Source organism: Ancylobacter sp. WKF20, assembly GCF_029760895.1.
Classification (GTDB): domain Bacteria; phylum Pseudomonadota; class Alphaproteobacteria; order Rhizobiales; family Xanthobacteraceae; genus Ancylobacter.
Map to the genome: position 1 here is coordinate 3,805,403 of NZ_CP121679.1, position 22,943 is coordinate 3,828,345.

The window sequence follows — 22,943 nt, forward strand, 5'->3', positions numbered from 1 at the left end:
TCTCCCAGGGAGTGGTTGATGGTGCTGGCCGCCTTTGGCGTGCCGGTTTCTTGGCGGGTAACCGCGGTGCATCGGCGCGTCGTCAGACGGCGCGCGGTGTCTCCTCTGCGCGGGGGAAGGCGGCGTCATAGGCGGCGATGATCGCCCGCGCCTTCGCCCGAACCTCGCTGGCGCTGGCGCCCGGCCGGTACAGGCTGGAGCCGAGGCCGAAGGTGCGTATGCCCGCCGCGCCATAGGCGGCGAACTCGGCCTCGCCGACGCCGCCGACCGCGCCGACCACCGTGCCGGGCGGCAGCACGACAGTGATGGCCTGGATGATCGACGGGCCGAGATGATTGGCCGGAAAGAACTTCAGGCCCGACGCACCAGCCTTCACGGCCGCCAGCGCCTCGGTCGGGGTGAGCACGCCCGGCATGGTCACCATGCCGTAGCCGGCGGCGCGGGCGATCACCGCCGGGTCGACATTCGGGCTGACCATCAGCCGCCCGCCGGTATCATGCAACCGATCAACCTCGGCGGTCTCCAGGACCGTGCCGGCGCCGATCAGCACGCCCGCCGGGGCGAGCTTGGCCGCCCGCTCGATGGAGCGGAACGGGTCGGGCGAGTTGAGAGGGATCTCGATCGCCTCCAGCCCTTCCTCGATCAGCGCGCCGACAATGGCCTCGGTCTCCTCGGGCTTGAGGCCGCGCAGGATGGCGACCAGCGAGCGGGAGAGGCGCGGCCATGGCACGCGGGGTGAGGCGGTCATGATGTCGCTCCTTCAGGGTGGAAGGCATTGAGCGCGGCGGCATGCAGCCCCTCGCGCACGCAGGCTTCCGCGTCGCGCCGGCTCACGCTGCCCGCGCCGGCGAGCGCCAGCGCCTGGGCGTAGAGATCGGCGATGGGGCCGCTGGCAATGAGCACGGCGCCATTGAGCGCGCCGAGCCGCCGGGTAGCCCCGGCCAGTTCGAGGCCGATCAGCAGGCCGGACAGCCGGGCCAGCGTGGCGTCGGGCTTCGCGCCCGCCAGCAGCCAGCGGGCGCGCAGCTCGAACCACAGATTGGTCGCCGTCTCCGGCGCGGCGAAGGCCGCTTCCACGCCCTCACCAAAGGCCGCGCCCGGCGCCACCGCGCCCGCCCCATCCACGGCGTGGGTGATGACGGAGCCGGTGCGCAGCAGCTGGAACAGCTCGCCGGTCATGAAGGTGGCGAAGCTTGTCAGCACGCCGTCCTTCAGCGCCACCCATTTGGAATGGGTGCCCGGTAGGCAGGCGAGGCCGCTGAAGCCTTCCACCGCCAAGGCAAGGCATTGCGTTTCCTCGCCCCGCATCACGTCGGGATGGGCGGTGTCGCGCTGGGCGACCCCCGGCAGGATGCGGATGAGGCGTCGGCGCGAGGGGACATGAATGGCGCGCGCCGCCAGCCCATCCAGAGGCGCGGGCGTGTCGATATAGGCGGCCTCGATCCAGCCGGTGCGCGAGCCGACCATGCCGCACATCATCACCGGCACGCCGTCGGGAATGCCGAGGGCGGCGAGATGGTCTTCCAGCACCGCCTCGAAGCCTTCCGTCGTCGTGACGGTAAGCCCCTGCGCGCTGCGCCGTTCGCCGAGCACGCGGCCCGCGTGGTCGAGCGCCCACAGGCGAAAGCTCGACGTGCCCCAGTCGACGACGACATGCGAGACCGCCATCAGACGCCTCCCAGCCGCACGCGCGGCTCCGGCCGGCCGCGGGCGCCGACATCGAGCAGGAAGGTCTGGCCATGGCCGGGATCGGCGGCGCGCAGCGCCGCGCCCATATTCTCCCAGGCGGAGGTGACAAGGAGACGGTCAAAAGCCGCGCCGACAAAGACCGGGCAGCTCGGCTGGCGGGCGGGGACGGTGACGCGGCGCACCAGCGCCCCGGCCGGGGAATAGACGTTGACGGCCCCGCCGCCCCAGATGGCGCACCAGATCAGCCCTTCGGCATCGGTGACGGCGCCGTCGAGCCCGCCCGGGCCAGCATGGCGGAGCAGCGTGGTCGGGGCCTCGGTCGGCAGACCGTTCGCGGGGTCGAGCGCCACGCGGTAGAGCCGATTCTCGGCCGTGTCGGCGAAATAGCCGGTGGTCCCGTCCGGGCTGAAGCAGATGGCGTTGGGGATGGTGAGGCCGGTGAACAGAGGTGTGATAGCACCATCGTGAAAGGCGTAGACGCTGCCCGCGCCCTTTTCGGCCCGGCGACCCATCGTGCTGGTCCACAAGGTGCCGCACGGATGCACGCGCGCATCATTGGAGCGAGTGCCCGCGTCGTCCGCCTCGATGGCGACGAGCCGCTCCAGATGGCCGGTGGCGATGTCGCGCAGGTGCAAACCGTCTTCCGCGACAAGGAGTTGGCGCTGATCATCCACCATGGCCAGCGCGCTCGCCATCACCGGCAGCGCGTGGACGGCGATGCGGTGGGTGGATAGCGGCGCCTCGTGCAGGGTGCGGCCGAGAATGTCGAACCACCAGGCGGTGTCGCTGGCGGCGTCATAGGCCGCGCCTTCGCCGAGATGGCACCGGGCGGCATCCAGGATTCGCACCGGCACGGTCTCGGCGCTGCGCGTGGTCGGAGCGACGGCTTCAATGGTTGTCACGGGGCAGCCCCATGGTTTGCGCGATGCGCTGATAGCGCACGGCGGGCTCCAGCACCGCGCCGGTCTCCATCTGGCCGACGAAGGTGCGCTGAATCTCCTGCCAGGGCGTCTGGTGCGCGGGATAGGCATAGCCGCCCGCTGCTTCCAGCTCGGCCCGGCGCTTTGCCAATTCCTCATCGGAAACCAGCATGTTGGCGCTGTTGCGCCTGAGGTCGATGCGCACCCGGTCGCCGGTGCGCAGCAGCGCCAGCCCACCGCCCACGGCCGCTTCCGGCGAGGCGTTGAGGATGGAGGGCGAGCCCGACGTGCCGGACTGGCGGCCATCGCCGATGCAGGGCAGCGCATGCACGCCGGCCTTGATGAGGTAATCGGGTGCCCGCATGTTCACCACTTCCGCCGCGCCGGGATAGCCGACCGGGCCGGCGCCGCGCATGAAGAGGATCGAGGTCTCGTCGATGGCGAGCGCGGGATCGTCGATGCGCGCGTGATAGTCCTCCGGCCCGTCAAACACCACGGCGCGGCCCTCGAAGGCCTCGGGGTCGTCGGGATTGGAGAGGTAGCGCACGCGGAACTCGGGCGAGATCACGCTGGTCTTCATGATGGCGGAGGAGAACAGGTTGCCGCGCAGCACGCGGAAGCCGGCCTTTTCCTTCAGCGGCTTGTCATAAGGGCGGATCACCGCCTCGTCCTCGATGGTCTTGCCCTTGCAGTTCTCGCCCAGCGTGCGCCCGTTCACCGTGCGCGCGTCCTCGGCGATAAGTCCTTGTTCCATCAACTGATTGACCACAGCCGGCACGCCGCCGGCATGGTAATAATCCTCGCCGAGATACTCGCCGGCGGGCTGCAGATTGACCAGAAGCGGGATGTCCTCGCCATGGGTCTGCCAGTCGTCGATGGTGAGCTCCACGCCGACATGGCGGGCCAGCGCGTTGAGGTGGATGGGGGCGTTGGTCGAGCCGCCGATTGCCGAATTCACCCGGATGGCGTTGAGGAAGGCGTCGCGGGTCAGGATATCGGAAGGCTTGAGGTCTTCGCGTACCATCTCGACGATGCGCAGCCCGGTCAGATAGGCGATCTCCTGCCGGTCGCGGTAGGGCGCGGGGATGGCGGCGGAGCCGGGAAGCTGCATGCCCAGCGCCTCGGCGAGCGAGTTCATCGTCGTCGCCGTGCCCATGGTGTTGCAGTAACCCGTTGAGGGCGCTGAGGAAGCCACCAGCTTGACGAAGCCGGCATGGTCGATCTCGCCGGCTGCCAGCAGCTCGCGCGCCTTCCACACGATGGTGCCCGAGCCGGTGCGCTGGCCCTTGTACCAACCATTCAGCATCGGCCCGACGGAGAGGGCGATGGCGGGGATGTTGACGGTCGCCGCCGCCATCAGGCAGGCGGGTGTGGTCTTGTCGCAGCCGATGGTGAGCACCACGCCGTCCAGCGGGTAGCCGTATAATACCTCTACCAGCCCGAGATAGGCGAGGTTGCGGTCGAGCCCGGCGGTTGGGCGCTTGCCGGTCTCCTGAATCGGGTGGACGGGGAACTCGATGGCGATGCCACCGGCCTCGCGAATGCCCTCGCGGGTGCGCTTGGCGAGTTCAAGATGGTGGCGATTGCAAGGGGATAGGTCCGAACCCGTCTGGGCGATGCCGATGATCGGGCGGCCCGATTGCAGCTCTTCCTGGCTCAGCCCGAAATTGAGGTAGCGCTCCAGATAGAGCGCGGTCATGTCGATATTGTCGGGGTTGTCGAACCAGGCGCGCGAGCGCAGCGGGCGGTCGGTCTTGGGGGCGTTGCCGTGCATCACCGCGGCTCCTCAATAGTCGAAGGCGTCGACGGTGACCCGCCGACCGAGCAGGAAAGCGTCGGCCACCAGCGCCAGCGGGCTGAGGTCGACATCGGAATGACCGGCCTCGATCAGCCCGGTGAAGTGCTTGTAAATGCCGGCATATTCGGCTTCGGGGGCCTCGCTCAGCATCTTTCCGTCCAGCGAAAGCTTGGCGCCGCCGGATGACAGCACGACTTCGCCGGCATCGGTCTCGATGCGGATGTCCCAGCTCTGCGGGCCGGTCTGCAGGAAATCGAGATCGGCACGGATAGGTATATTTTTACCGCTAACCATCTCCACCGTCGCCGCGATGGGGGCGGCGCGGTTGGCGGGGAAGGCGAGTTCCGCGCCGGTGACGATGACCGGGTGGGGCAGGATGCGGGTCAGTATCGACAAGGCATTGATCGCAGGGTCAAAAACCCCGAGGCCGCCCGGCGCGAAGATCCAGTCCTGGCCGGGATGCCAGACGCGCACATCCTCCTTCCAGATGATGGAGACGGTACGAATATGCCGCTCCGCCAGCAGCGCGCGGGCGGGCTCGACGGCGGGGGCGAAGCGCGAATGCCAGGTGGCGAAGAGCGTCAGCCCGTTCTCCCGCGCGGTCTCCGCGAGCGGGCCGATCTCGCTCACCGTGGCGCCCGGCGGCTTCTCCAAAAGCACGTGTTTTCCGGCGCTTAGCGCCAGGGCCGCCTGCTCGCGCCGGCCCTGCGGCGGGGTGCAGAGCGCCACCGCATCCACCGCGACATCGCTCGCGAGCAGGGCTTCCAGAGTGGTAAAATGCGGCACTCCATCCAGCGACGCGTTGCGGCTGGCGATGGCGGCGAGCTCGATGCCCTCCGTTCCGGCAATGGCCGGCAGATGCTGGTCGCGGGCGATCTTGCCGAGGCCGACAAGAGCGAGGCGGATGGGGCTCATGAACGTGCCTCCCGACTGGACGATGAGTGCAGTGAGGTGGACGATGAGGCCGAAGGGGCCAATATGTGCAGCCCTGTGGCCAGTGTGTGCAGGCTGATCCGCATCATCACTTCCCCCAGCGCAGCACGAGCGGGTCGAGGCGGCGGGCGATCTCCAGCAGCCCCGCGCGGGTCGCCGGGTGGACCGGCGGCAGCGGGGCGCGCAGCGTGTCGTGGCGGATGACCCCGCCCGCCTGCATGAGGATCTTGGCGGCCGCCAGCCCCGCCTGCCGGTTCTCGTAGTTGATGAGGGGCAGCCAGCGCATATAGGCGTCGACCGCGGCCTCGCGATTGCCGGCGACATAGGGGTCGATGATCTGGCGGATGCCGTCCGGGTAGCCGCCGCCGGTCATGGCGCCGGTCGCCCCGGCGTCGAGATCGGCCATCAGCGTGATCGCTTCCTCGCCGTCCCACGGGCCCTCGATCGCCGCCCCGCCGGCTTCGATCAGCGCCCGCAGCTTGCCCGCCGCCTGCGGCACCTCGATCTTGAAATAAGCGAGGTTCTCGATCTCGGCGGCCATCTTCGCCAGGAACGGCACGGAGAGCGGCGTGCCGGCGACGGGCGCGTCCTGCACCATGATCGGGATGCGGATCGCGTCGGAGACCCCGCGATAGAACTCATAGACCTGCGCCTCCGGCACCCGGAAGGTGGCGCCGTGATAGGGCGGCATGATCATGACCATGGCCGCGCCCATCTCCTGCGCCCGGCGGGATCGCTCGGCGCAGACGAAGGTGGAAAAGTGCGTGGTCGTGACGATCACCGGCACGCGGCCGGCGACGTGCTCGAGCACGGTGCGCATCACCTGGTCGCGCTCGTCATCGGTGAGGACGAACTGCTCGGAGAAATTGGCGAGGATGCACAGCCCGTGCGAGCCGGCGTCGATCATGAAATCGACGGCGCGCTTCTGGCCGTCCAGATCGAGCCGCCCGTCGGCGTCGAACACCGTGGGCGCGACCGGGAAGACACCTGAGTAGCGAGGAGACGCGGGCATGGTGGGCACCTTGGACACGGGACGTCAGTGGTTATCGCGCGGCACCGGCGAACCGGAGCGGCCGACGAGGAAATCGAAATCGGCGCCGCGGTCGGCCTGCAGCACATGGTCGATATAGAGGCGCTGATAGCCGCGCGTGGCGTGCGGCTCCGGCGCCACCCAGGCAGCGCGGCGGGCCTCCAGCTCGGCGGGCTCGACATGCAGATGCAGCGAGCGTGCGGGCACGTCGAGCGTGATGAGATCGCCGTTCTTCACCAGCGCCAGCGGGCCGCCCACCGTCGCCTCCGGGGCGACATGGAGCACGACCGTGCCATAGGCGGTGCCGGACATGCGGGCATCGGAGATGCGGATCATGTCGCGCACGCCCTCGCGCAGCAGCTTGGCCGGCAGCGGCATGTTGCCGACCTCGGCCATGCCCGGATAGCCCTTGGGCCCGCAATTCTTCAGCACCATGATGCAGGAGGCGTCGATGTCGAGCGCCTCGTCATTCACCGCATGGTGCATCTCCTCGACGCTCTCGAACACCACGGCGCGGCCGGTGTGGACCATGAGGTGCGGGGAGGCGGCCGACGGCTTGATGACCGCGCCATCGGGGGCGAGGTTGCCCTTCAGGATGGCGATGCCGGCCTCGGCCTTGAAGGGCGCGTCGAAGGGGGTGATGACCTCGGGGTTCCAGGTCGGGGCGGTCGCGACATTGTCCCAGATGCTGCGCCCGTTCACCGTGCCGGCATCCCTGTTGAGCAGGCCCCGCTCGCCCAGCGTGCGCAGCACGGCGGGCAGGCCGCCGGCATAATAGAAGTCTTCCATCAGGAAGCGGCCCGACGGCATCAGGTCGACGATGCAGTGAATGTCGCGGCCGAGCTGGTCGAAATCGGCCAGCGTCAGGTCGATGCCGACCCGGCCGGCAAGCGCGAGCAGATGCACCACCGCATTGGTCGAGCCGCCAATGGCGGCGAGCGCGCGGATGGCGTTCTCGAAGGCGGCGCGGGTCAGAATGTCGGAGGGCTTGAGATCCTCGTTCACCATCTCGACGATGCGCCGGCCGGAGAGGCGGGCCAAGAGGTTGCGGCGCGCATCCACGGCGGGGATGGCGGCGTTCTCCGGCAGGCTCATGCCGAGCGCCTCGACCATGGAGGCCATGGTGGAGGCCGTGCCCATGGTCATGCACGAGCCGGAGGAGCGGTTCATGCCCGCTTCCGCCTCATGGAACTGCTCCAGCGTCACCTCGCCGGCGCGCAGCTGCTCGCTCATCGAGATGATGTTGGTGCCCGAGCCGATGATCTGCCCGCGATAGACGCCGCGCAGCTGCGGCCCGCCGGAAACGCCGATGGCCGGCAGGTCGGCGGAGGCCGCGCCCATCAGCAGGGCCGGGGTGGTCTTGTCGCAGCCCATCAGCAGCACCACGCCGTCGAGCGGGTGGGCGCGGATCGCCTCTTCCACATCCATCGAGGCGAGGTTGCGGAACAGCATGGCGGTGGGCCGCATCGTCACCTCGCCGAGTGAGGAGACGGGGAATTCCAGCGGGTAGCCGCCGGCATCCAGCACGCCGCGCCGCACATGCTCGGCAAGGTCGCGGAAATGGATGTTGCAGGGAGTGAGCTCGGACCAGGTGTTGCAGATGCCGATGACCGGGCGGCCGTCGAACCGGTCCTGCGGCTGGCCGGAATTCTTCAGGAAGGAGCGGTAATAAAAGCCCATCTTGTCCTGCCGGCCGAACCAGGCCTGGCTGCGCAAAGTCTTCGCGCCGGAAGCGGGCTTTTTCGTGGAGTTGTTGCTGCTGTCGTCGCTCATCGCGTCGTCCCTCAGCCCGCCGCGCCGTGGCGGCGCAGGCCGTTGAAAATCACATTCATCATCGCGGCGGCGGCCGCCTCGCTGTCCTGATCGGCGATGGCCTCGACGATGCGCTCATGGGCGGCGACCGCGATGTCGTGCTCGCGGGCGCTGCCGGGAGCGGAGAGCACGAAGGAGGCGCGCAGCGCCGCCTCGATCACCGCGCCGATGGAGCGCATGAACGGGTTGCCGGAGGCGGTGGCGACGCCGACATGCAGGGTCAGATCGGCCTCGGCGAAGCCGTCCGAGGCGCCGGGCTCGGTCTTCATGCGCGAGACCGCCTGGCGCAGCACGTCGAGTTCTTCCTCGGTGCGGCGTTCGGCGGCCAGCGCCGCCGCGCGGGGTTCCACGGCCAGCCGGATTTCCGAGAGATCGCGCAGGAAGCGCTTGTCGATGCCGGCGTCGAGATGCCAGGCGAGCACGTCCGGGTCGAACATGTTCCATTCGGCGCGGCCGCGCACCACCGTGCCGACCCGCGCCTTGGTGGAGAGCAGCCCCTTGGCCACCAGCGTCTTCACGCTTTCGCGCAGCACCGGGCGGGAGACGCCGAACAGCAGAGTGAGCTCCGCATCGCCCGGCAGCTTCGCGCCTTCGCCATACCGCCCGGCGATGATGTCGATGCCGATCGTGCGCGCCACTTCCGCATGGTTGGAATGGGCGCGACGGGCCGGAATGACGATGATCTGCGAGGCGTTCGGCGCGTTCATGAGCAGGCTCGCATCGGGCGTTTCGCTTGGGGCGGGTTCGCTTGGGGCGAATTCAGGGAAGGGTACACCGCGTGGGGGCGGCGCCCCGGCGGCGGCGCGGTAATAGGGGGATGGCGGGGGCCGAGGGCCCGACTGGCGTTTCTCTCCTGCGACTGGCCGTCCTGCCTCTGATGGGCGGTTGCCGGCGGCGAATCTATGCCACAGCCCTTCCCGGCTGAATAGTCATACTGTTTGACTTTTCTAAAGCGGAATGTCGCGGGCCGGCTGGTATGAAAGCTGCCTGTCCGCGCCGCCCCTTCCGGCCCCACCCGTGCCAGCGCCTTGCGTGTAGGATCGGGGTGACCGGCGCAGTGCCCGCGTGATGAGCAGGAGACGATGATGACCGCCCGGATGACCGCCTCAAGCAGCAACTGGCGCACCGATGGCGCCCGCCTGTGGGACAGCCTGATGGCGATGGCTGAGATCGGTCCCGGCCTGCGCGGCGGCAATAACCGCCAGACCCTGACCGATGCCGACCGCGAGGGGCGGCTCCTGTTCCAGCGCTGGTGCGAGGCCGAGGGGCTGACGCTCGGCATCGACGAAATGGGCACCATGTTCGCCCGGCGCGACGGCACCGACCCGCAGGCGCTGCCGGTGATGCTCGGCTCGCATCTCGACACCCAGCCGACCGGCGGCAAGTTCGACGGGGTGCTCGGCGTGCTCGGCGCGCTGGAGGTGGTGCGCACGCTCAACGAGATGGGCATCCGCACCAAGCACCCGATCGAGGTGGTGAACTGGACCAATGAGGAGGGCTCGCGCTTCGCCCCCGCCATGGTCGCCTCCGCCGTCCATGCCGGGGTCATGACGCTCGCGGACGCCTATGCGTCCGAGGACGCGGCGGGGCTGACGCTCGGCGCCGAGCTGGAGCGCATCGGCTTCAAGGGCGACGAGCCGGTCGGCACGCGCCGGGCGCACGCCTATTTCGAGCTGCATATCGAGCAGGGGCCGATCCTCGAGGCGGAAGGCCGCGACATTGGCGTCGTCACCCATGGCCAGGGCACGCGCTGGCTGGAAATCACCCTCACCGGGCGTGACGCCCATACCGGCTCGACGCCGATGCCGCGCCGGCTCAATGCCGGGCTCGGGGCGGCGCGCATCACCGAGCTCGTCGACAAGGTGGCCTGGGCGCACGCGCCACTCGGCGTCGGCGCGGTGGGCCAGCTCAACCACTTCCCGAACTCGCGCAACATCATCGCCGGCAAGGTGGTGTTCACCGTCGATATCCGGCACCCGGACCTCGCCGCGCTCGACGCCATGGCGGACGCGATCCGGGCGGGGGCGGAGCAGATCGCCGCCGATATGGGGCTCGGCATCTCCATCGCGGTGGTGAATTCCTTCGACCCGGTGCCGTTCGACGAGGTGCTGGTCGGGCGGGTGCGGGCGGCGGCGGAAAGCCTCGGCTACAGCCATCGCGACATCGTTTCCGGCGCCGGGCACGATGCCTGCTGGATGGCCAAGGTCGCCCCTTCCGCCATGATCTTCTGCCCCTGCGTCGACGGGCTCAGCCACAATGAGGACGAGACCATCACGCCGGAATGGGCCAAGGCCGGCGCCGACGTGCTGCTGCATGCGACGCTCGCGACCGCCGAAGTGGTCTGAGCACGTGGTCTGAGGGAGGGACGCGCCATGCCGAACGGACAATCCATCGTCATCAAGGGCGGCACCGTGGTGGCCGCCGACCGCTCCTATGAGGCGGACGTCATGATCGAGGGCGAGCGGATCGCCGCCATCGGCGAGAACCTCACCGGCGACACGGTGCTCGATGCCTCCGGCGCCTATGTCATGCCCGGCGGCATCGACCCGCACACGCATCTGGAAATGCCGTTCATGGGCACGACGGCGGCGGAGACCTGGGAGAGCGGCACGCGCGCGGCGGCGACCGGCGGCACGACGCTGGTGGTCGATTTCGTCATTCCCGATTCGGAGAACCTGATCGGCGCGCTCGACGCCTGGGAGGGCCGCGCCAGCCGGCAGGCGGCGATCGACTACTCCTTCCATATGTGCGTCACCGGCTGGTCGCAGCCGATCTTCGAGGCGATGGAGGCGGTGGTCGCGCGCGGCGTGAACAGCTTCAAGCACTTCATGGCCTATAAGGGCGCGCTGATGGTCGATGACGACCAGATGTTCGCCTCCTTCCAGCGCTGCGCCGCGCTCGGTGCGCTGCCGCTGGTCCATGCCGAGAATGGCGATATCGTCGCGGCGCTTCAGCAGAAGTACCTCGCTGAGGGCATTCGCGGCCCGGAGGCGCATGCCTATTCCCGCCCGCCGGAGGTGGAGGGCGAGGCGGTCAACCGCGCCATCATGATCGCCGATGCCGCCGGCGTGCCGCTCTATGTCGTGCATGTCTCCTGCGAGCAGGCGCATGAGGCGATCCGCCGGGCCCGGCAGAAGGGGATGCGGGTCTATGGCGAGCCGCTGATCCAGCATCTGACGCTCGATGAGGCCGTCTATGCCAATCCCGACTGGGACTATGCGGCGCAGCGGGTGATGTCCCCGCCCTTCCGCGACAAGGCGCATCAGGACAGCCTGTGGGCGGGGCTCTCGGCGGGCTCGCTGCAGGTGGTGGCGACCGATCATTGCGCCTTCACCACGGCGCAGAAGCGCATGGGGCTGGATGATTTCACCCGCATTCCCAACGGCACGGGCGGGCTGGAGGACCGGATGCCGGTGCTGTGGACCCGTGGCGTCGAGACCGGGCGGCTCACGCCCAACGAGTTCGTCGCGGTGACCTCGACCAACATCGCCCGCATCCTCAACCTCTATCCGAGGAAGGGCGCGATTGTGCCCGGCGCCGATGCCGACCTCGTGGTGCTCGACCCCCGGGCCAGCAAGACCATCCGCGCGAGCGCGCAGGCCTCGATCATCGACTACAACGTGTTCGAGGGGGTGGAGGTGCGCGGCCTGCCGCGCTTCACCCTGTCGCGCGGCGAGGTGGTGCATGCGCATGGCCGCAACGAGGCCCCGCGCCCCGGTCGCGGCCGCTTCGTCCCGCGCCCGGCCTTCCCGGCGGTGAACCAGGCGCTCTCCATCTGGAAGGCGCTGGTGGCGCCGCGCGCCGTGACGCGCGACCCCGCCCGCATGCCGATCGGGGTGTGAGCCGGACAGGGGTGAATCTTATCCGGCTAAGGGGCGGGCGCTCACCCGCCCCCCTCGGAATTGCAGGATCAGAACTTCCGGGTCAGAACTTCCAGGTCAGGCTGGCCTGAAGGGCGTTCAAGGTCACGCTGTCGGCGTACTGGCCGACATAGGACGCGCCGAGATGGAACTGCTCGCTGATCCTGAGATCCGCGCCGATTTCCACCAGAGCCGTGTTTTCCGCCAGCGGGATGCCGGCCACGGTGAAGCTCGCGCCGGGGGCGCTGATGAAGGTCATCTGCGCTTCCGGGGTGATGTCGCCAAAGGCATATTGCCAGGCGAGCGAGGCGTGCGGCTCCAGCACCATGCCGTTCGCCAGTTCCAGCCGCGTCGCGACCCTGATGCCGAGCGTGGAATAGCCGACGCCGGTGGAGGTGGAATCGGCGGACAGGCCCGCCGTGGCGCCGGTTTCGGTGAAGGCATCGGTGCTCAGATGCACATAGGCGAGGCCCGCAAAGGGCTCCAGCGCCAGCGTGCCGACGCCGAACCCATAGCCGACCTCGCCGAACACCTGCGCGGTGCCGCCGTCATAATCGGCGTTCGCCTGCTCGGCATAGCCGGGATAGGCGATGGTGCGCGAGGCGTCGATCTGGTTGAAGGCGTAGCTGGCGCCGAGGCGCAGCTTCCACGGCCCGGCGGTGGTGCCGGCATAGAGCGCCACCAGCACGCTGTCGACATCGGATGAGCTCGCCAGCGCGTCGGTATCGGCGCTGGACTGGCTGTAGCCGACCGCCGCGCCGAGGATCCAGTCGGTCACCTTCACATCCGCGCCGGTGATGAAGCCGCCGAGGCTGGCATCGACATCGGCGTTGCTGCTGCCGCCGTCATAATCGCTCCAGCCGCCAAAGGCCTGCGCCCACAGCGCCATGTCGTAGCTGGGGGCCGCAGCCGGGATCGCCTTTACCGGGAAGGGCACGGCGCTGGTCGCGAGCGGGGCAGTGGCGGGGGCGGCATAGGCCAGCGCCGGACCGCCGAAGCCGAGCGCGGCGGTCGGGCCGCTGGTGCCGGCATAGGCGCCCTGGCGCAGGCGCCCGAGCAGGGCGTTGCGGCTGTACAGGCTGTCGCCGATCAGCACGGTCTGCTCGCTGGCATAGGCCTCGCCCGACAGCGCGGCGAGCGCGCCGGGCAGTTCGGCGGCGGTGAGGTCGTAGAGCGGGCTGAAGGCTTCCGGCAGGGTGGTGAGCAGCCCGCCGGTCGTTGTGTTGATGATCCCGTCCAGCGCGGTGCCGACCGCCCGCTGGTTCGCCGTGGTGCCGAGGCCTTTGAGGTCGGCGGCGACATTCAGCGTGACGAGGTTGGTCGTCGTGGCGAGGCTCGCGGCGTAAAGGGCGGGCAGGCCCTGCGTGGTCAGCGTCTCGAAGCCGCCGGTGATCTCCTGCGTCGCCGTCAGCACGGTGTAGCTCGGGGCGATCTGGTCGGTCTGGAAGGTGGCGGAGAGCGTGCCGGCGAGGCGCGCCGTGCCGGTGATCTCGAAGGCGTCGGTGCGCGAATCCGTCACCCGCATCGCGTAGGTGCCCACGGAGGTCTGCACGAAGGTGCCGCGGAACAGATGGGTAATGGCCACGCCATCGCCGCTGACGCCGAACCAGCCGCTATTCTCGAAGCGCTTGGCATCGCCCGCCGTGGCGGCGAGGCGCCCGTCAATGATGCCGGTGTTGACGATCACGCTGCCATAGGCGTCCACGCCGGTGCGCAGCGCGTCGGCGGCGGCGGTGGTCTGCAGCGTGCCGTAATTGAGCAGCGTGCCATAGGCCCCGTGCATCTCCACCGCCGCGCCAGCAACGCCGCTGGCGGTTACGGTGCCGGTATTGGTGAGCACGCCATAGGTGTCGCCGCGAATGGCGACGCCGCCATTGCCGCTCACCGAGATGGTGCCGCTGTTGACGATGTCGTCACCGATGATGCCGGAGAGCACCGTGTCATTGTCGGTGCTCGAGGACACCGCGCCGGTGTTGCGGATCGGGTTGTACATGCCGGGAATGGTGGCGAGATAGCCGTGAATGCCGGTGGAATCGACATAGATGCCGACGACATTGTCGCCATAGGCCGAGTTTGACGAGACGACATTGCCGGGAATGTCGATCTCGTACCAGGTCTCGTTGCCGAGCGCGTCGACATGCAGAACCGCCGGATGCACCACGCCGTCGGCGGTGACCCAGTTCACCACGAGATTGTACTCGCCCGAGCGCCCCGCGCCGGTGATGCCCTCGAAATGGGTAGCCACCGCGCCGGGGTGGTCATAGGTGACATAGGTGTCGGTGGTCAGGTCGTAGATATAGCCGTGCTCGGCGTGGAGCACGCCATCCACCAGCACCTCGCCATAGCCGCCGGCAACCTTGTCGCCATAGACGCCATAGGCGGTGGTGCTCACCGCGCCGGGGATGGTGTGGGTGGTGTAGGTGCCGGTGTCGATCTCGTAGATGAAGGCTTTGCCGGTCGCGAGCCGCGTGTCGTAATTGCCGACCACAAGATTGCCGAAGGTGCTGTGGGCGATGGTGAACAGCGTGTCGGAACCCGGATAGACCAGCGTGGTGATCTGCTGGCCGGGCGCGTTGGCGCCGTCATAGAGATAGCTGAGGTCATAGGGCGCGGAGGCCGAAGTCTGGTAGCTGCCGACCACGCGCAGCACACCGCCGGGATTGCCGAAGCTCGGCCCATAGGGCGAGGAGCCGATGGCGCCGGGGAAGTTGGCGCCGTTGCTGGTCGCTTCCGGCATGGCCGACCAGGTCTGCGTCGTCATGTTGTAATAGAGGCCGCCCGTCTCTGTCGAACCGGGGATAGTGTAGTTGCCGACGATATTGTCGCCGCGAATACCGGTGAGAAACGTGCCGTTACTGCCGAAATCCAGTGTCTGGTAGATGGTGGGCAGTGGCGCGGCCTGCGCGCCCGGTGCGAAGGCCCCGATGCCGAGGCCGGCGGCCATGAGAGTTTGAACACGCACCCGCGCCGCGCCGCGCCGTGTTGACGCTGCGCCACGTCCTGTCGACCTAATTTTCATCATGTCCGCCCTGCCACCCCAATTCGGGTTCGGCAACACTATCTGTCGTTGGGACAATCAGCGATGGCTTTTTTAGGTTGCATCGCGGCAGGCCGTTTCGCACTGCGAAGCCGGCTCGTTTTCTGACCGGCCGCGTCGCGTGCGATGGCGAAAGACCGTAGCGCCCCAGGCAGGCCATCGTGTCGTCGACGCAGCGCGCGAGGCCGGGATGGCCACCCCTAAACCACTCTTTCTGCACCTGACCTAAAGGAAATGCGCATTCAGGTCAGCACTGCTTATTGTATCCAGCCTGGGTAAAGCTTCCCACTTCACGGTAGCGGGCCCCGCTATCGTCCGTGGTCCCGCCCGACCGGATGCCCCCATACCCACCCGCCGCGACATCTCCACCCCCGAGGATCCGCCCGATGGCCGAGAACGCTCAGCAGCCCCCCACGCTTCTGGACCTGCCGGTTGGCATCACCGCGAGCGGCCAGCGGCGCGAATTCGACAGCATGGGCGAGGTGATGGTGCCGGCCGACCGCTATTGGGGGGCGCAGACCGAGCGCTCGCTGCACCATTTCAACATTGGCGACGACCGGATGCCGAAGGCCGTCTACCACGCCTATGGCACGGTGAAGAAAGCCTGCGCGCTGGTGAATGCGCGCGCCGGCCGCCTGCCCGGCTGGAAGCGCGACGCCATCATCCGCGCCGCCGATGAGACCATCGCCGGGGCGCTGGACGATCATTACCCGCTCTATGTCTGGCAGACCGGCTCGGGCACCCAGTCGAACATGAACGTCAATGAGGTGATCTCGAACCGGGCGATCCAGCTGCTCGGCGGCACGCTCGGCTCGCAAAAGCCCATCGGCCCGAATGACGACGTGAATATGGGCCAGTCGTCCAACGACACCTTTCCGACCGCCATGCACATCGCCGCCGTCGAGGCCATCGACGCGGTGCTGCTGCCGGCGGTCGATGCCCTCGCCACCACCATCGAGCGCAAGGCCGAAGGCTGGATGGACGTGGTGAAGATCGGCCGCACGCATCTGGAAGACGCGGTGCCGCTCACTGTCGGGCAGGAATGGCATGGCTGGGCCGGGCAGATCCGCGCCGCCATGGCCGACATCGCCGCGAGCCGGGCGGGGCTCTACGAACTGGCGGTGGGCGGCACGGCGGTCGGCACCGGGCTGAACGCACCCGCGGGCTTCTCCGCCGAGGTCGCCGCCGCCATCGCCAGCCTCACCGGCAAGCCCTTCGTCACCGCGCCGAACAAATTCGCCGCGCAGGGCTCGCTCGACGCCATGGTGCGCGCCCATGCGGCGCTGCGAGGCCTCGCCGTGGCACTGATGAAGATCGCCAACGACATGCGCTGGCTCGCCTCCGGTCCGCGCTGCGGGCTGGGCGAACTCATCCTGCCGTCGAACGAGCCGGGCTCCTCGATCATGCCGGGCAAGGTCAACCCGACCCAGTGCGAGGCGATGGTGATGATCGCCATCCAGGTGATGGGCAATGACAGCGCGGTCGCCATCGCCGGCAGCCAGGGCAATTTCGAGCTGAACGCGATGCGCCCGGTCATCATCAACAATTTCCTGCACTCGGCGCGCATCCTCGCCGATGGCTGCGGCAAGTTCCGCGAATTCTCGGTCGAGGGCACGGAGCTGAACCGCGCGCGCATCGCCGACTATGTCGCCGGCAGCGTCATGCTGGTGACCGCGCTGTCGCCCGTCATCGGCTACCAGAACGCCGCCCATATCGCCGAGAAGGCGATCGCCGACGGCACCACGTTACGCGAGGCGGCGCTCGCCTCCGGCAAGGTGGATGCCGCGCTTTTCGACGAGACCATCAAGCCCCTCGGCATGGTCGGCCATGGCCTTGCGGGCGCGTAAGACAGCGGGAGAGTGACGATGATCCGATGCGTGAGGATGTGGACCGGGCCGGATGGCAATTCGCTGTTCGAGGAAGGCAGCATCGCGATGGCCGAGGGCGAGCGCGGCGACTTCATCGGCAAGGCCTCTGCCGCCCGGAACATCTCGTTCCGCGAGACCGCCTCGGGCGGCTCCTTCGAGTGGCATCAGGATCCGGTGCCGCGCTACGTGCTCACCCTGTCCGGCACGCTGGAGTTCGAGACCAAGTCCGGCGCCACCTTCACCATCCGGCCGGGCGATGTGCTGCTGGCGCAGGACAACACCGGCTCCGGCCACAAATGGCGGCTGATCGGCACCGATCCGTGGCGCCGCGCCTATGTCGTCTATGAGGACGGCACCGATCTCGGCTTCGTTCCCGCCACGCCCGCGCCCTGAGAGGAGCCGCCATCATGCCGATCCACACCACCGACACGCCGGACATCGTGCTCATCGGCGCGGGCATCATGAGCGCCACCCTCGGCACCGTGCTGAAGGAGCTGGACCCCGCGCTCAGCGTCGTCATGTTCGAGACGCTGGATGATTGCGGCCAGGAAAGCTCCAAGGCCTGGAACAATGCCGGCACCGGCCATGCCGCCAATTGCGAGCTGAACTACACGCCGCAGCGCGCCGATGGCAGCGTCGACATTTCCAAGGCGCTGGAGGTCAACACCGAGTTCGACATCTCCCGCCAGCTCTGGGCGCATCTGGTGCGCAAGGGCGCCATTCCCGACCCGCGCGCCTTCATTCATCCCTGCCCGCATATGAGCTTCGTCTGGGGCGCGGAGAATGTCGCCTTCCTGAAGGCGCGCTTCCACGAGATGTCGGCGCATCACTGCTATCACGGCATGGAGTACAGCGAGGATCCCGCGCAGATCGCGCAATGGGCGCCGCTCATCATCGAGGGCCGCGCGCCGGGCGAGCCGATCGCGGCGACCCGCATCATCACCGGCACAGATGTCGATTACGGCTCGCTGACCCATCTTCTGGTCGCCCAGCTCACCGCGCAGAGCGGCTTCGAGGTGCATTACAACCGGCAGGTCGTCGGGCTGGAGCGCGAGGCGGACGGGCGCTGGCGCGTCACCGTCGCCGACACCTATGATGGCACGCGCACCAGCGTCTCGGCCAAGTTCGTCTTCATCGGCGCGGGCGGCGCCTCCATCGACCTGTTGCAGATGTCCGGCATTCCCGAGGGCAAGGGCTATGGCGGCTTCCCGGTCAGCGGCATCTGGCTGCGCTGCGATGTCGAGGCGGTGAGCGCGCGGCATGAGGCCAAGGTCTATGGCAAGGCGGCGAGCGGCTCGCCGCCCATGTCGGTGCCGCATCTCGACACCCGCATCATCGGCGGGAAAAGGTCGCTGCTGTTCGGGCCCTATGCCGGCTTCTCGCCGAAATTCCTCAAGCACGGCCACCTGACCGACCTCGTCGAGTCGATCACGCCGTCCAACCTGCTGCCCATTCTCGATGTCGCCAAGAACAACATGGCGCTGACCGAATATCTCATCAGCCAGGTGCTGCAGAGCTCGGCGCACCAGTTCGGCACGCTGCGCCAGTTCTACCCGCAGGCCGCCCGCGCCGACTGGGTGGAGGCGGTCGCCGGCCAGCGCGTGCAGGTCATCAAGCCCAATCGCGGGCCGGGGCTGGAAGGGCTGGGCGGCGCGCTGGAATTCGGCACGGAGCTTATTCCGGCGGCGGACAAGTCGCTGGTGGCGCTGCTCGGTGCCTCGCCGGGCGCCTCCACCGCCGCCTTCATCGCCATGGAGGTGCTGCAGAGCTGCTTTGCCGACAAACTGACGGCCGATGGCTGGCTGCCGGCGCTGAAGGCGATGATCCCGACCTATGGCATCGACCTGAAGGTGGACGCCGACGCCTGCCGGCGTGCCCGCGCGGACACCGCGCCGGTGCTGAAGATCGAGAACATCTGACGGCGGTGCGGGCCGCCCCGGTGGCTCAGGCCCGCACCACCTTGCCGGGGTTCATCAGATTGGCCGGATCGAGCGCGGCCTTGATGGCGCGCATCATGTGCCGCTTGGCCGGGTCGCCATAGCGGTCCAGCAGGTCGAGCTTGATGATTCCGATGCCATACTCGGCGCCGAAGGAGCCGCCCATGTCGACCGCGAGATCGTAGATGCGCGGGGAGACCTCGCGCTCGAACCAGGGCTTGTAGGTGGCCGGCGCGGTGCCTGTCGGCGCGACCGCGTTGAAATGCACATTGCCGTCGCCGACATGGCCGTAGATCGACAGCCGCCCGCCATCGCTCTGCGTCTCCACCAGCACGGAGGCGCGGGTGATGAAGGCGGGGAGCGCCGAGGTCGGCACGGAGACGTCGTGCTTGACCGAGCCACCATTGGCGACCTCGGCCTCCGGAATATGCTCGCGCAGATACCAGAGCGCGTCGCGCTGCTGCGCGCTGGCGGCGAGCGTGCCGTCGGTGACGACGCCCTCGCCCATCAGTTCCTCCAGCAACTGGCCGACCGCCCCTTCCAGGGCGAGCACGGGCGAGCAGCTCTGCGCCTCCATCAGCACGTAATGGGCGCTGGGCGTCTCCAGCGGGTGGCGCAGGCCCGGTTGCGCGGCGAGCAGCAAAGCGAGCGAGTGGTGCGAGATGTACTCGAAAGAGGTGATGTTCTCGCCGGTGAGGATCTGCGCCCGCGCGAGGATGTCCGTCAGCGCGTCGATGTTCTCAATGGCGAGGAAGGCGGTGACGGTCTGCGCGGGCTTCCGCGCCAGCTTGAGCGAGACGGCGGTGATGACGCCGAGCGTGCCCTCGGCGCCAAGTAGCACCTGCTTCACATCATAGCCGGTGTTGTTCTTGCGCAGCGGCTGGAGCACGTCGAGCAGCTGCCCGTCCGGCAGCACCGCCTCAAGGCCCAGCACGAGATCGCGCGCCATGCCGTATTTCAGCACGGAGATGCCGCCGGCATTGGTCGAGAGATTGCCGCCGATCTGGCAGGACTGGCGCGCGCCGAGATCGAGCGGTAGCATCAGCCCGGCGCCGTCCGCCGCCTCCTGAAGCACGCTCAGCACGCAGCCGGCCTCGGCGGTCAGCGAGAGATTGCCCGGGTCGATGGCGCGGATGGCGTTCAGCCGCTCAAGGCTCAGCACCAGTTCCTCGCCACTGGCCGAGGGGGTGGCGGCGGCGCAATAAGAGGTGTTGCCGCCCTGCGGGACCAGCGGCACGCCATGGGCGGCGCACAGCGTAACGATGCGCTGCACCTCGGCGCTCGTGCGCGGCCGCAGCACGGCGCGCGTCGCGCCGGTGCGGAAGCGGCGGAAATCGGTGAGGTAGCGCGCCGTCACATCCGGGTCGCTGGTGTAGAGCTCGCCCGGCAGACTGCCGAGAACGCCGTCGATCCGATCCATCCCCGTCTCGCTCCCTGCGGCGCACCACCCGCGCCCGACCATGCCGGCGCTCTATACCCGCCGCCGCGCCCGGCATCCATGGATTTGCAGGGCGGCCGGGTCGCGCGACACCGTCCCCCGGCGCCGACGTGGCGCCGGCCGGTGAAAGTGACTAGATTAGTGATCACACCTTCGCTTCCTCCTTTTCACGACCCAGGAAAACAGGCGCCGCGCGCCGCTCCAATCGCATGACGGAACAGGTCGTTTTCGAGAAGCTGGAGAGAGATCCGCTGCATGAGCGGGTCCATCGCGAATTGCGCTCCGCCATCATCGCGGCACGCTTCGCGCCGGGGCAGAAGCTGACCGTGCGCGCCATCTCCGCCGCTTTTGGCGTCAGCACCATGCCGGTGCGCGCCGCCTTCGCCCGCCTCGCGGCGGAGAAGGCGGTGACGGCGCTCGCCAATGGCACCATCTCCATTCCGCTGCTGACGCGCGCGCAGTTCGACGAGCTGATCGAGCTGCGCATTCTGCTGGAAGGCGTGGCCACCGAGAAGGCGGCGCGGCTGATCACGCCCGAGGCAATCGAGGCGCTCACGCGGATCGCCAGCGGGCTGAACGAGGCGGCGCAGGCCAACAATGCCGATGGCTATCTGCAGCTGAACCAGCAGTTCAAGTTCACCGTCTTTCAGGCGGCGCGCGCCCCGGCGCTGGAAGACCTGATCGAGCGGCTGTGGCTGCAGATCGGCCCCTTCATGCGCCATTACGCGGCCGATATTCGTGGCCAGCGCGACACCGACCAGTATGAGGCGGTGATCACCGCGCTGCGCCGCGCCGACGGGCGTGCCGCCCGTGCGGCGATGGAGGCCGATGTCGCCGGTGGCGCCGCCTTCCTCAAGCGGACGGCGGTCTTCGCCGACGCCGCCCCCGCCCCGCCATCCGGCCCCTGACCCGGCCCGCCTCCGCCGAGCCTTAGCCCGCGCCGCGCGGCCTTCCGCGTTCATCGCTCCCCATACCGAAAACGCCGCCCGCGCGGCCGTGATCGCCTCGGCTATCCGCGCCGGCGTGGCGAGGGCGTCGTCGTGTGCCACGTCGCAAGTCTCCGGCGGGTTCCCGTTCGGCCTGTTGCCGGAGCCTTCGGCGCGCCGTCGACGAATTGCACCGGACGTTTCTCCCGTCATTGCGAGATCAGTGATCACACTTTATGGTCGCTCATCCGCTTCCCCCTGCCGTCCCGCCGGAGAGCCTGCGCATGAGCCTCGAACCGCACCACAACATGTCGCTTGAGGAGATGGACCAGCGCAGCCTGTTCCACCCCTTCACCAGCATTGGCGACCACCTCGCTAATGGCCCGCGCATCATGGCCTCGGCGGCCGGCGTGCATGTCACCGACAGCAAGGGCCGGCGCTATCTCGATGGCGCGGCGGGGCTGTGGTGCGTGAATGTCGGCTATGGCCGGCAGGAGATCGTCGACGCCATGACCCGGCAGGCGCAGACGCTGCCGTTCTTCCATTCCTTCACGTCGATCGCCAACGAGCCCTCGATCCGCCTCGCCGACCGCGTGCTGCGCTGGGCGCCGGAGAATATGAGCAAGGTGTTCTTCGGCAATTCCGGCTCGGACGCCAACGACACCAACATCAAGCTGGTCTGGTACTACAACAACATGCGCGGCAAGCCCGCGAAGAAGAAGATCGTCTCGCGCAACCGCGCCTATCACGGCGTCACCATCGGCGCCGGCAGCCTGACCGGGCTGACCAATTGCCACCAGTTCTTCGACCTGCCGCTGCCGCAGATCCTGCGCACCCATTCGGTCGACCAGTACCGGGAGAAGCCGGAGGGCATGAGCGAGGCGGCCTTCGCCGCCCATCTCGCCCATGAGCTCGAGGCGCTGATCCTGAAGGAAGGGCCGGACACCGTCGCTGCCTTCATCGCCGAGCCGGTGATGGGCACGGGCGGCGTGCTGATCCCGCCCGCCGGCTATTTCCAGGCGGTGCAGGAGGTGCTCGACCGCTACGACATATTGATGATCGCCGACGAGGTGATCTGCGGCTTCGGCCGGCTCGGCGCGCCCTTCGGCACCACCCATTTCGGCATCCGGCCGGACATCATGACCATGGCCAAGGGCCTGTCCTCCGGCTACCAGCCGATCTCGGCCAGCGTGATCTCCACCCGCATCTGGGACGTGCTCAAGGACACGTCGGGCGAGGTGGCCTCCTTCGCGCACGGCTTCACCTATTCCGCCCATCCGGTGGCGGCGGCGGCGGCGCTGGCCAATCTCGACATCGTCGAGCGCGAGAACCTCGTCGGCAACGCCGCCAGCGCCGGTACCGAGCTTCTGGCCGCGCTCAAGGCCCGGATAGGCGACAACCCGATCGTTGGCGACATACGCGGCCTCGGCCTGATGCTGGCGGTGGAAACGGTGGCCGATCGCGCCACGAAGCAGCCCTTCGACCTGTCGCTGAAGGTTGGCGCGCGCATCGTCGCCAAGGCCTATGAGCAGGGCGTCATCGTGCGTCCGCTCGGCAACATGATCGCCATGTCGCCGCCGCTCACCCTCTCCAGCGCCCATATCGACGAACTCGTCACCGGCCTTGGCAGGGCGGTGGACGCCGTGGCGGAAGAGCTGGCGCGTGAGGGCGCGCTGGCGAAGACGCACTGAGGGC

General features: G+C 68.5%; 17 protein-coding genes. 7 read left to right on the forward strand and 10 right to left on the reverse strand.

The features are described 5' to 3' along the window. Positions 1-82: 82 nt before the first annotated feature. From AncyloWKF20_RS17605 to AncyloWKF20_RS17640, 8 genes are all read right to left on the reverse strand, one after another. The gene (locus tag AncyloWKF20_RS17605; protein ID WP_279315266.1) at positions 83-748 is read right to left on the reverse strand and encodes a 2-dehydro-3-deoxy-6-phosphogalactonate aldolase; all 666 of its coding nucleotides are present in this window, start codon (positions 746-748) and stop codon (positions 83-85) included. Then, entirely contained in the window at positions 745-1,668 is a 924-nt protein-coding gene (locus AncyloWKF20_RS17610) for a 2-dehydro-3-deoxygalactonokinase (RefSeq protein ID WP_279315267.1), read from the reverse strand. The genes AncyloWKF20_RS17605 and AncyloWKF20_RS17610 overlap by 4 nt, the downstream gene beginning before the upstream one ends. Then, positions 1,668-2,591, reverse strand: a complete 924-nt coding sequence (locus AncyloWKF20_RS17615; RefSeq protein ID WP_279315268.1) for an SMP-30/gluconolactonase/LRE family protein — start codon at positions 2,589-2,591, stop codon at positions 1,668-1,670. Before AncyloWKF20_RS17615 ends, AncyloWKF20_RS17610 begins: the two co-directional genes overlap by 1 nt. After that, positions 2,578-4,383, reverse strand: a complete 1,806-nt coding sequence (locus tag AncyloWKF20_RS17620; protein WP_279315269.1) for a dihydroxy-acid dehydratase family protein — start codon at positions 4,381-4,383, stop codon at positions 2,578-2,580. Before AncyloWKF20_RS17620 ends, AncyloWKF20_RS17615 begins: the two co-directional genes overlap by 14 nt. Positions 4,384-4,395: 12 nt before the next feature. After that, positions 4,396-5,322 carry a Gfo/Idh/MocA family oxidoreductase gene (locus tag AncyloWKF20_RS17625; RefSeq protein ID WP_279315270.1) on the reverse strand — a complete coding sequence of 309 codons (927 nt, stop codon included), beginning with the start codon at positions 5,320-5,322 and terminating at the stop codon, positions 4,396-4,398. Positions 5,323-5,428: 106 nt separating this feature from the next. Then, the gene (locus tag AncyloWKF20_RS17630) at positions 5,429-6,352 is read right to left on the reverse strand and encodes a dihydrodipicolinate synthase family protein (RefSeq protein ID WP_279315271.1); all 924 of its coding nucleotides are present in this window, start codon (positions 6,350-6,352) and stop codon (positions 5,429-5,431) included. Positions 6,353-6,376: 24 nt separating this feature from the next. Further along, positions 6,377-8,143, reverse strand: coding sequence for a dihydroxy-acid dehydratase (locus tag AncyloWKF20_RS17635; protein WP_279315272.1), 1,767 nt, complete (start codon positions 8,141-8,143; stop codon positions 6,377-6,379). An 11-nt stretch (positions 8,144-8,154) separates the two neighbouring features. Beyond that, on the reverse strand, positions 8,155-8,889 hold the full coding sequence (locus AncyloWKF20_RS17640) for a FadR/GntR family transcriptional regulator (protein ID WP_279315273.1): 735 nt from the start codon (positions 8,887-8,889) through the stop codon (positions 8,155-8,157). A 390-nt stretch (positions 8,890-9,279) separates the two neighbouring features. Between AncyloWKF20_RS17640 and AncyloWKF20_RS17645 the strand changes: the two genes are divergently transcribed. Both AncyloWKF20_RS17645 and hydA read left to right on the forward strand, forming a co-directional pair. Then, the gene (locus tag AncyloWKF20_RS17645) at positions 9,280-10,527 is read left to right on the forward strand and encodes a Zn-dependent hydrolase (RefSeq protein WP_279318015.1); all 1,248 of its coding nucleotides are present in this window, start codon (positions 9,280-9,282) and stop codon (positions 10,525-10,527) included. Positions 10,528-10,554: 27 nt separating this feature from the next. Further along, positions 10,555-12,024: a dihydropyrimidinase gene (gene hydA / locus AncyloWKF20_RS17650; RefSeq protein WP_279315274.1), complete on the forward strand. Its 1,470-nt coding sequence runs from the start codon at positions 10,555-10,557 to the stop codon at positions 12,022-12,024. An 82-nt stretch (positions 12,025-12,106) separates the two neighbouring features. Here hydA and AncyloWKF20_RS17655 read toward each other — a convergent pair whose 3' ends face one another. Beyond that, positions 12,107-14,986 (reverse strand): autotransporter outer membrane beta-barrel domain-containing protein, encoded by a 2,880-nt coding sequence (locus tag AncyloWKF20_RS17655; protein WP_279315275.1) that lies wholly within the window; start codon positions 14,984-14,986, stop codon positions 12,107-12,109. 479 nt (positions 14,987-15,465) lie between these two features. On the opposite strand from AncyloWKF20_RS17655, the gene fumC reads away from it, so the two are divergent. The 3 genes from fumC to mqo are packed head-to-tail and all read left to right on the forward strand — an operon-like array spanning position 15,466 to position 18,866. Continuing rightward, positions 15,466-16,926: a class II fumarate hydratase gene (gene fumC / locus AncyloWKF20_RS17660; protein WP_279315276.1), complete on the forward strand. Its 1,461-nt coding sequence runs from the start codon at positions 15,466-15,468 to the stop codon at positions 16,924-16,926. Between the two features lie 36 nt (positions 16,927-16,962). After that, positions 16,963-17,340, forward strand: coding sequence for a hypothetical protein (locus AncyloWKF20_RS17665; protein WP_347710393.1), 378 nt, complete (start codon positions 16,963-16,965; stop codon positions 17,338-17,340). Positions 17,341-17,354: 14 nt separating this feature from the next. Continuing rightward, the gene (gene mqo, locus AncyloWKF20_RS17670; protein WP_279315278.1) at positions 17,355-18,866 is read left to right on the forward strand and encodes a malate dehydrogenase (quinone); all 1,512 of its coding nucleotides are present in this window, start codon (positions 17,355-17,357) and stop codon (positions 18,864-18,866) included. 25 nt (positions 18,867-18,891) lie between these two features. Here mqo and AncyloWKF20_RS17675 read toward each other — a convergent pair whose 3' ends face one another. Next, on the reverse strand, positions 18,892-20,304 hold the full coding sequence (locus AncyloWKF20_RS17675) for an FAD-binding oxidoreductase (RefSeq protein WP_279315279.1): 1,413 nt from the start codon (positions 20,302-20,304) through the stop codon (positions 18,892-18,894). A gap of 227 nt (positions 20,305-20,531) precedes the next feature. On the opposite strand from AncyloWKF20_RS17675, the gene AncyloWKF20_RS17680 reads away from it, so the two are divergent. Together AncyloWKF20_RS17680 and AncyloWKF20_RS17685 are read left to right on the forward strand one after the other, a co-directional pair. Then, the gene (locus AncyloWKF20_RS17680) at positions 20,532-21,230 is read left to right on the forward strand and encodes a GntR family transcriptional regulator (RefSeq protein WP_279315280.1); all 699 of its coding nucleotides are present in this window, start codon (positions 20,532-20,534) and stop codon (positions 21,228-21,230) included. Positions 21,231-21,532: 302 nt separating this feature from the next. Next, on the forward strand, positions 21,533-22,939 hold the full coding sequence (locus AncyloWKF20_RS17685) for an aminotransferase (protein ID WP_279315281.1): 1,407 nt from the start codon (positions 21,533-21,535) through the stop codon (positions 22,937-22,939). Positions 22,940-22,943: the final 4 nt, after the last annotated feature.

Excerpts from the sequence above, each read along its gene's own strand:
- AncyloWKF20_RS17640 (WP_279315273.1), bottom strand. The coding sequence starts at position 8,889 with ATGAACGCGCCGAACGCCTCGCAGATCATCGTCATTCCGGCCCGTCGC.
- AncyloWKF20_RS17635 (WP_279315272.1), bottom strand. The coding sequence starts at position 8,143 with ATGAGCGACGACAGCAGCAACAACTCCACGAAAAAGCCCGCTTCCGGC.
- AncyloWKF20_RS17655 (WP_279315275.1), bottom strand. The coding sequence starts at position 14,986 with ATGGCCGCCGGCCTCGGCATCGGGGCCTTCGCACCGGGCGCGCAGGCC.
- AncyloWKF20_RS17610 (WP_279315267.1), bottom strand. The coding sequence starts at position 1,668 with ATGGCGGTCTCGCATGTCGTCGTCGACTGGGGCACGTCGAGCTTTCGC.
- AncyloWKF20_RS17665 (WP_347710393.1), top strand. The coding sequence starts at position 16,963 with ATGTGGACCGGGCCGGATGGCAATTCGCTGTTCGAGGAAGGCAGCATC.
- AncyloWKF20_RS17675 (WP_279315279.1), bottom strand. The coding sequence starts at position 20,304 with ATGGATCGGATCGACGGCGTTCTCGGCAGTCTGCCGGGCGAGCTCTAC.
- AncyloWKF20_RS17620 (WP_279315269.1), bottom strand. The coding sequence starts at position 4,383 with ATGCACGGCAACGCCCCCAAGACCGACCGCCCGCTGCGCTCGCGCGCC.
- fumC (WP_279315276.1), top strand. The coding sequence starts at position 15,466 with ATGGCCGAGAACGCTCAGCAGCCCCCCACGCTTCTGGACCTGCCGGTT.
- AncyloWKF20_RS17645 (WP_279318015.1), top strand. The coding sequence starts at position 9,280 with ATGACCGCCTCAAGCAGCAACTGGCGCACCGATGGCGCCCGCCTGTGG.
- AncyloWKF20_RS17630 (WP_279315271.1), bottom strand. The coding sequence starts at position 6,352 with ATGCCCGCGTCTCCTCGCTACTCAGGTGTCTTCCCGGTCGCGCCCACG.
- mqo (WP_279315278.1), top strand. The coding sequence starts at position 17,355 with ATGCCGATCCACACCACCGACACGCCGGACATCGTGCTCATCGGCGCG.
- hydA (WP_279315274.1), top strand. The coding sequence starts at position 10,555 with ATGCCGAACGGACAATCCATCGTCATCAAGGGCGGCACCGTGGTGGCC.
- AncyloWKF20_RS17685 (WP_279315281.1), top strand. The coding sequence starts at position 21,533 with ATGAGCCTCGAACCGCACCACAACATGTCGCTTGAGGAGATGGACCAG.
- AncyloWKF20_RS17680 (WP_279315280.1), top strand. The coding sequence starts at position 20,532 with ATGACGGAACAGGTCGTTTTCGAGAAGCTGGAGAGAGATCCGCTGCAT.
- AncyloWKF20_RS17625 (WP_279315270.1), bottom strand. The coding sequence starts at position 5,322 with ATGAGCCCCATCCGCCTCGCTCTTGTCGGCCTCGGCAAGATCGCCCGC.
- AncyloWKF20_RS17605 (WP_279315266.1), bottom strand. The coding sequence starts at position 748 with ATGACCGCCTCACCCCGCGTGCCATGGCCGCGCCTCTCCCGCTCGCTG.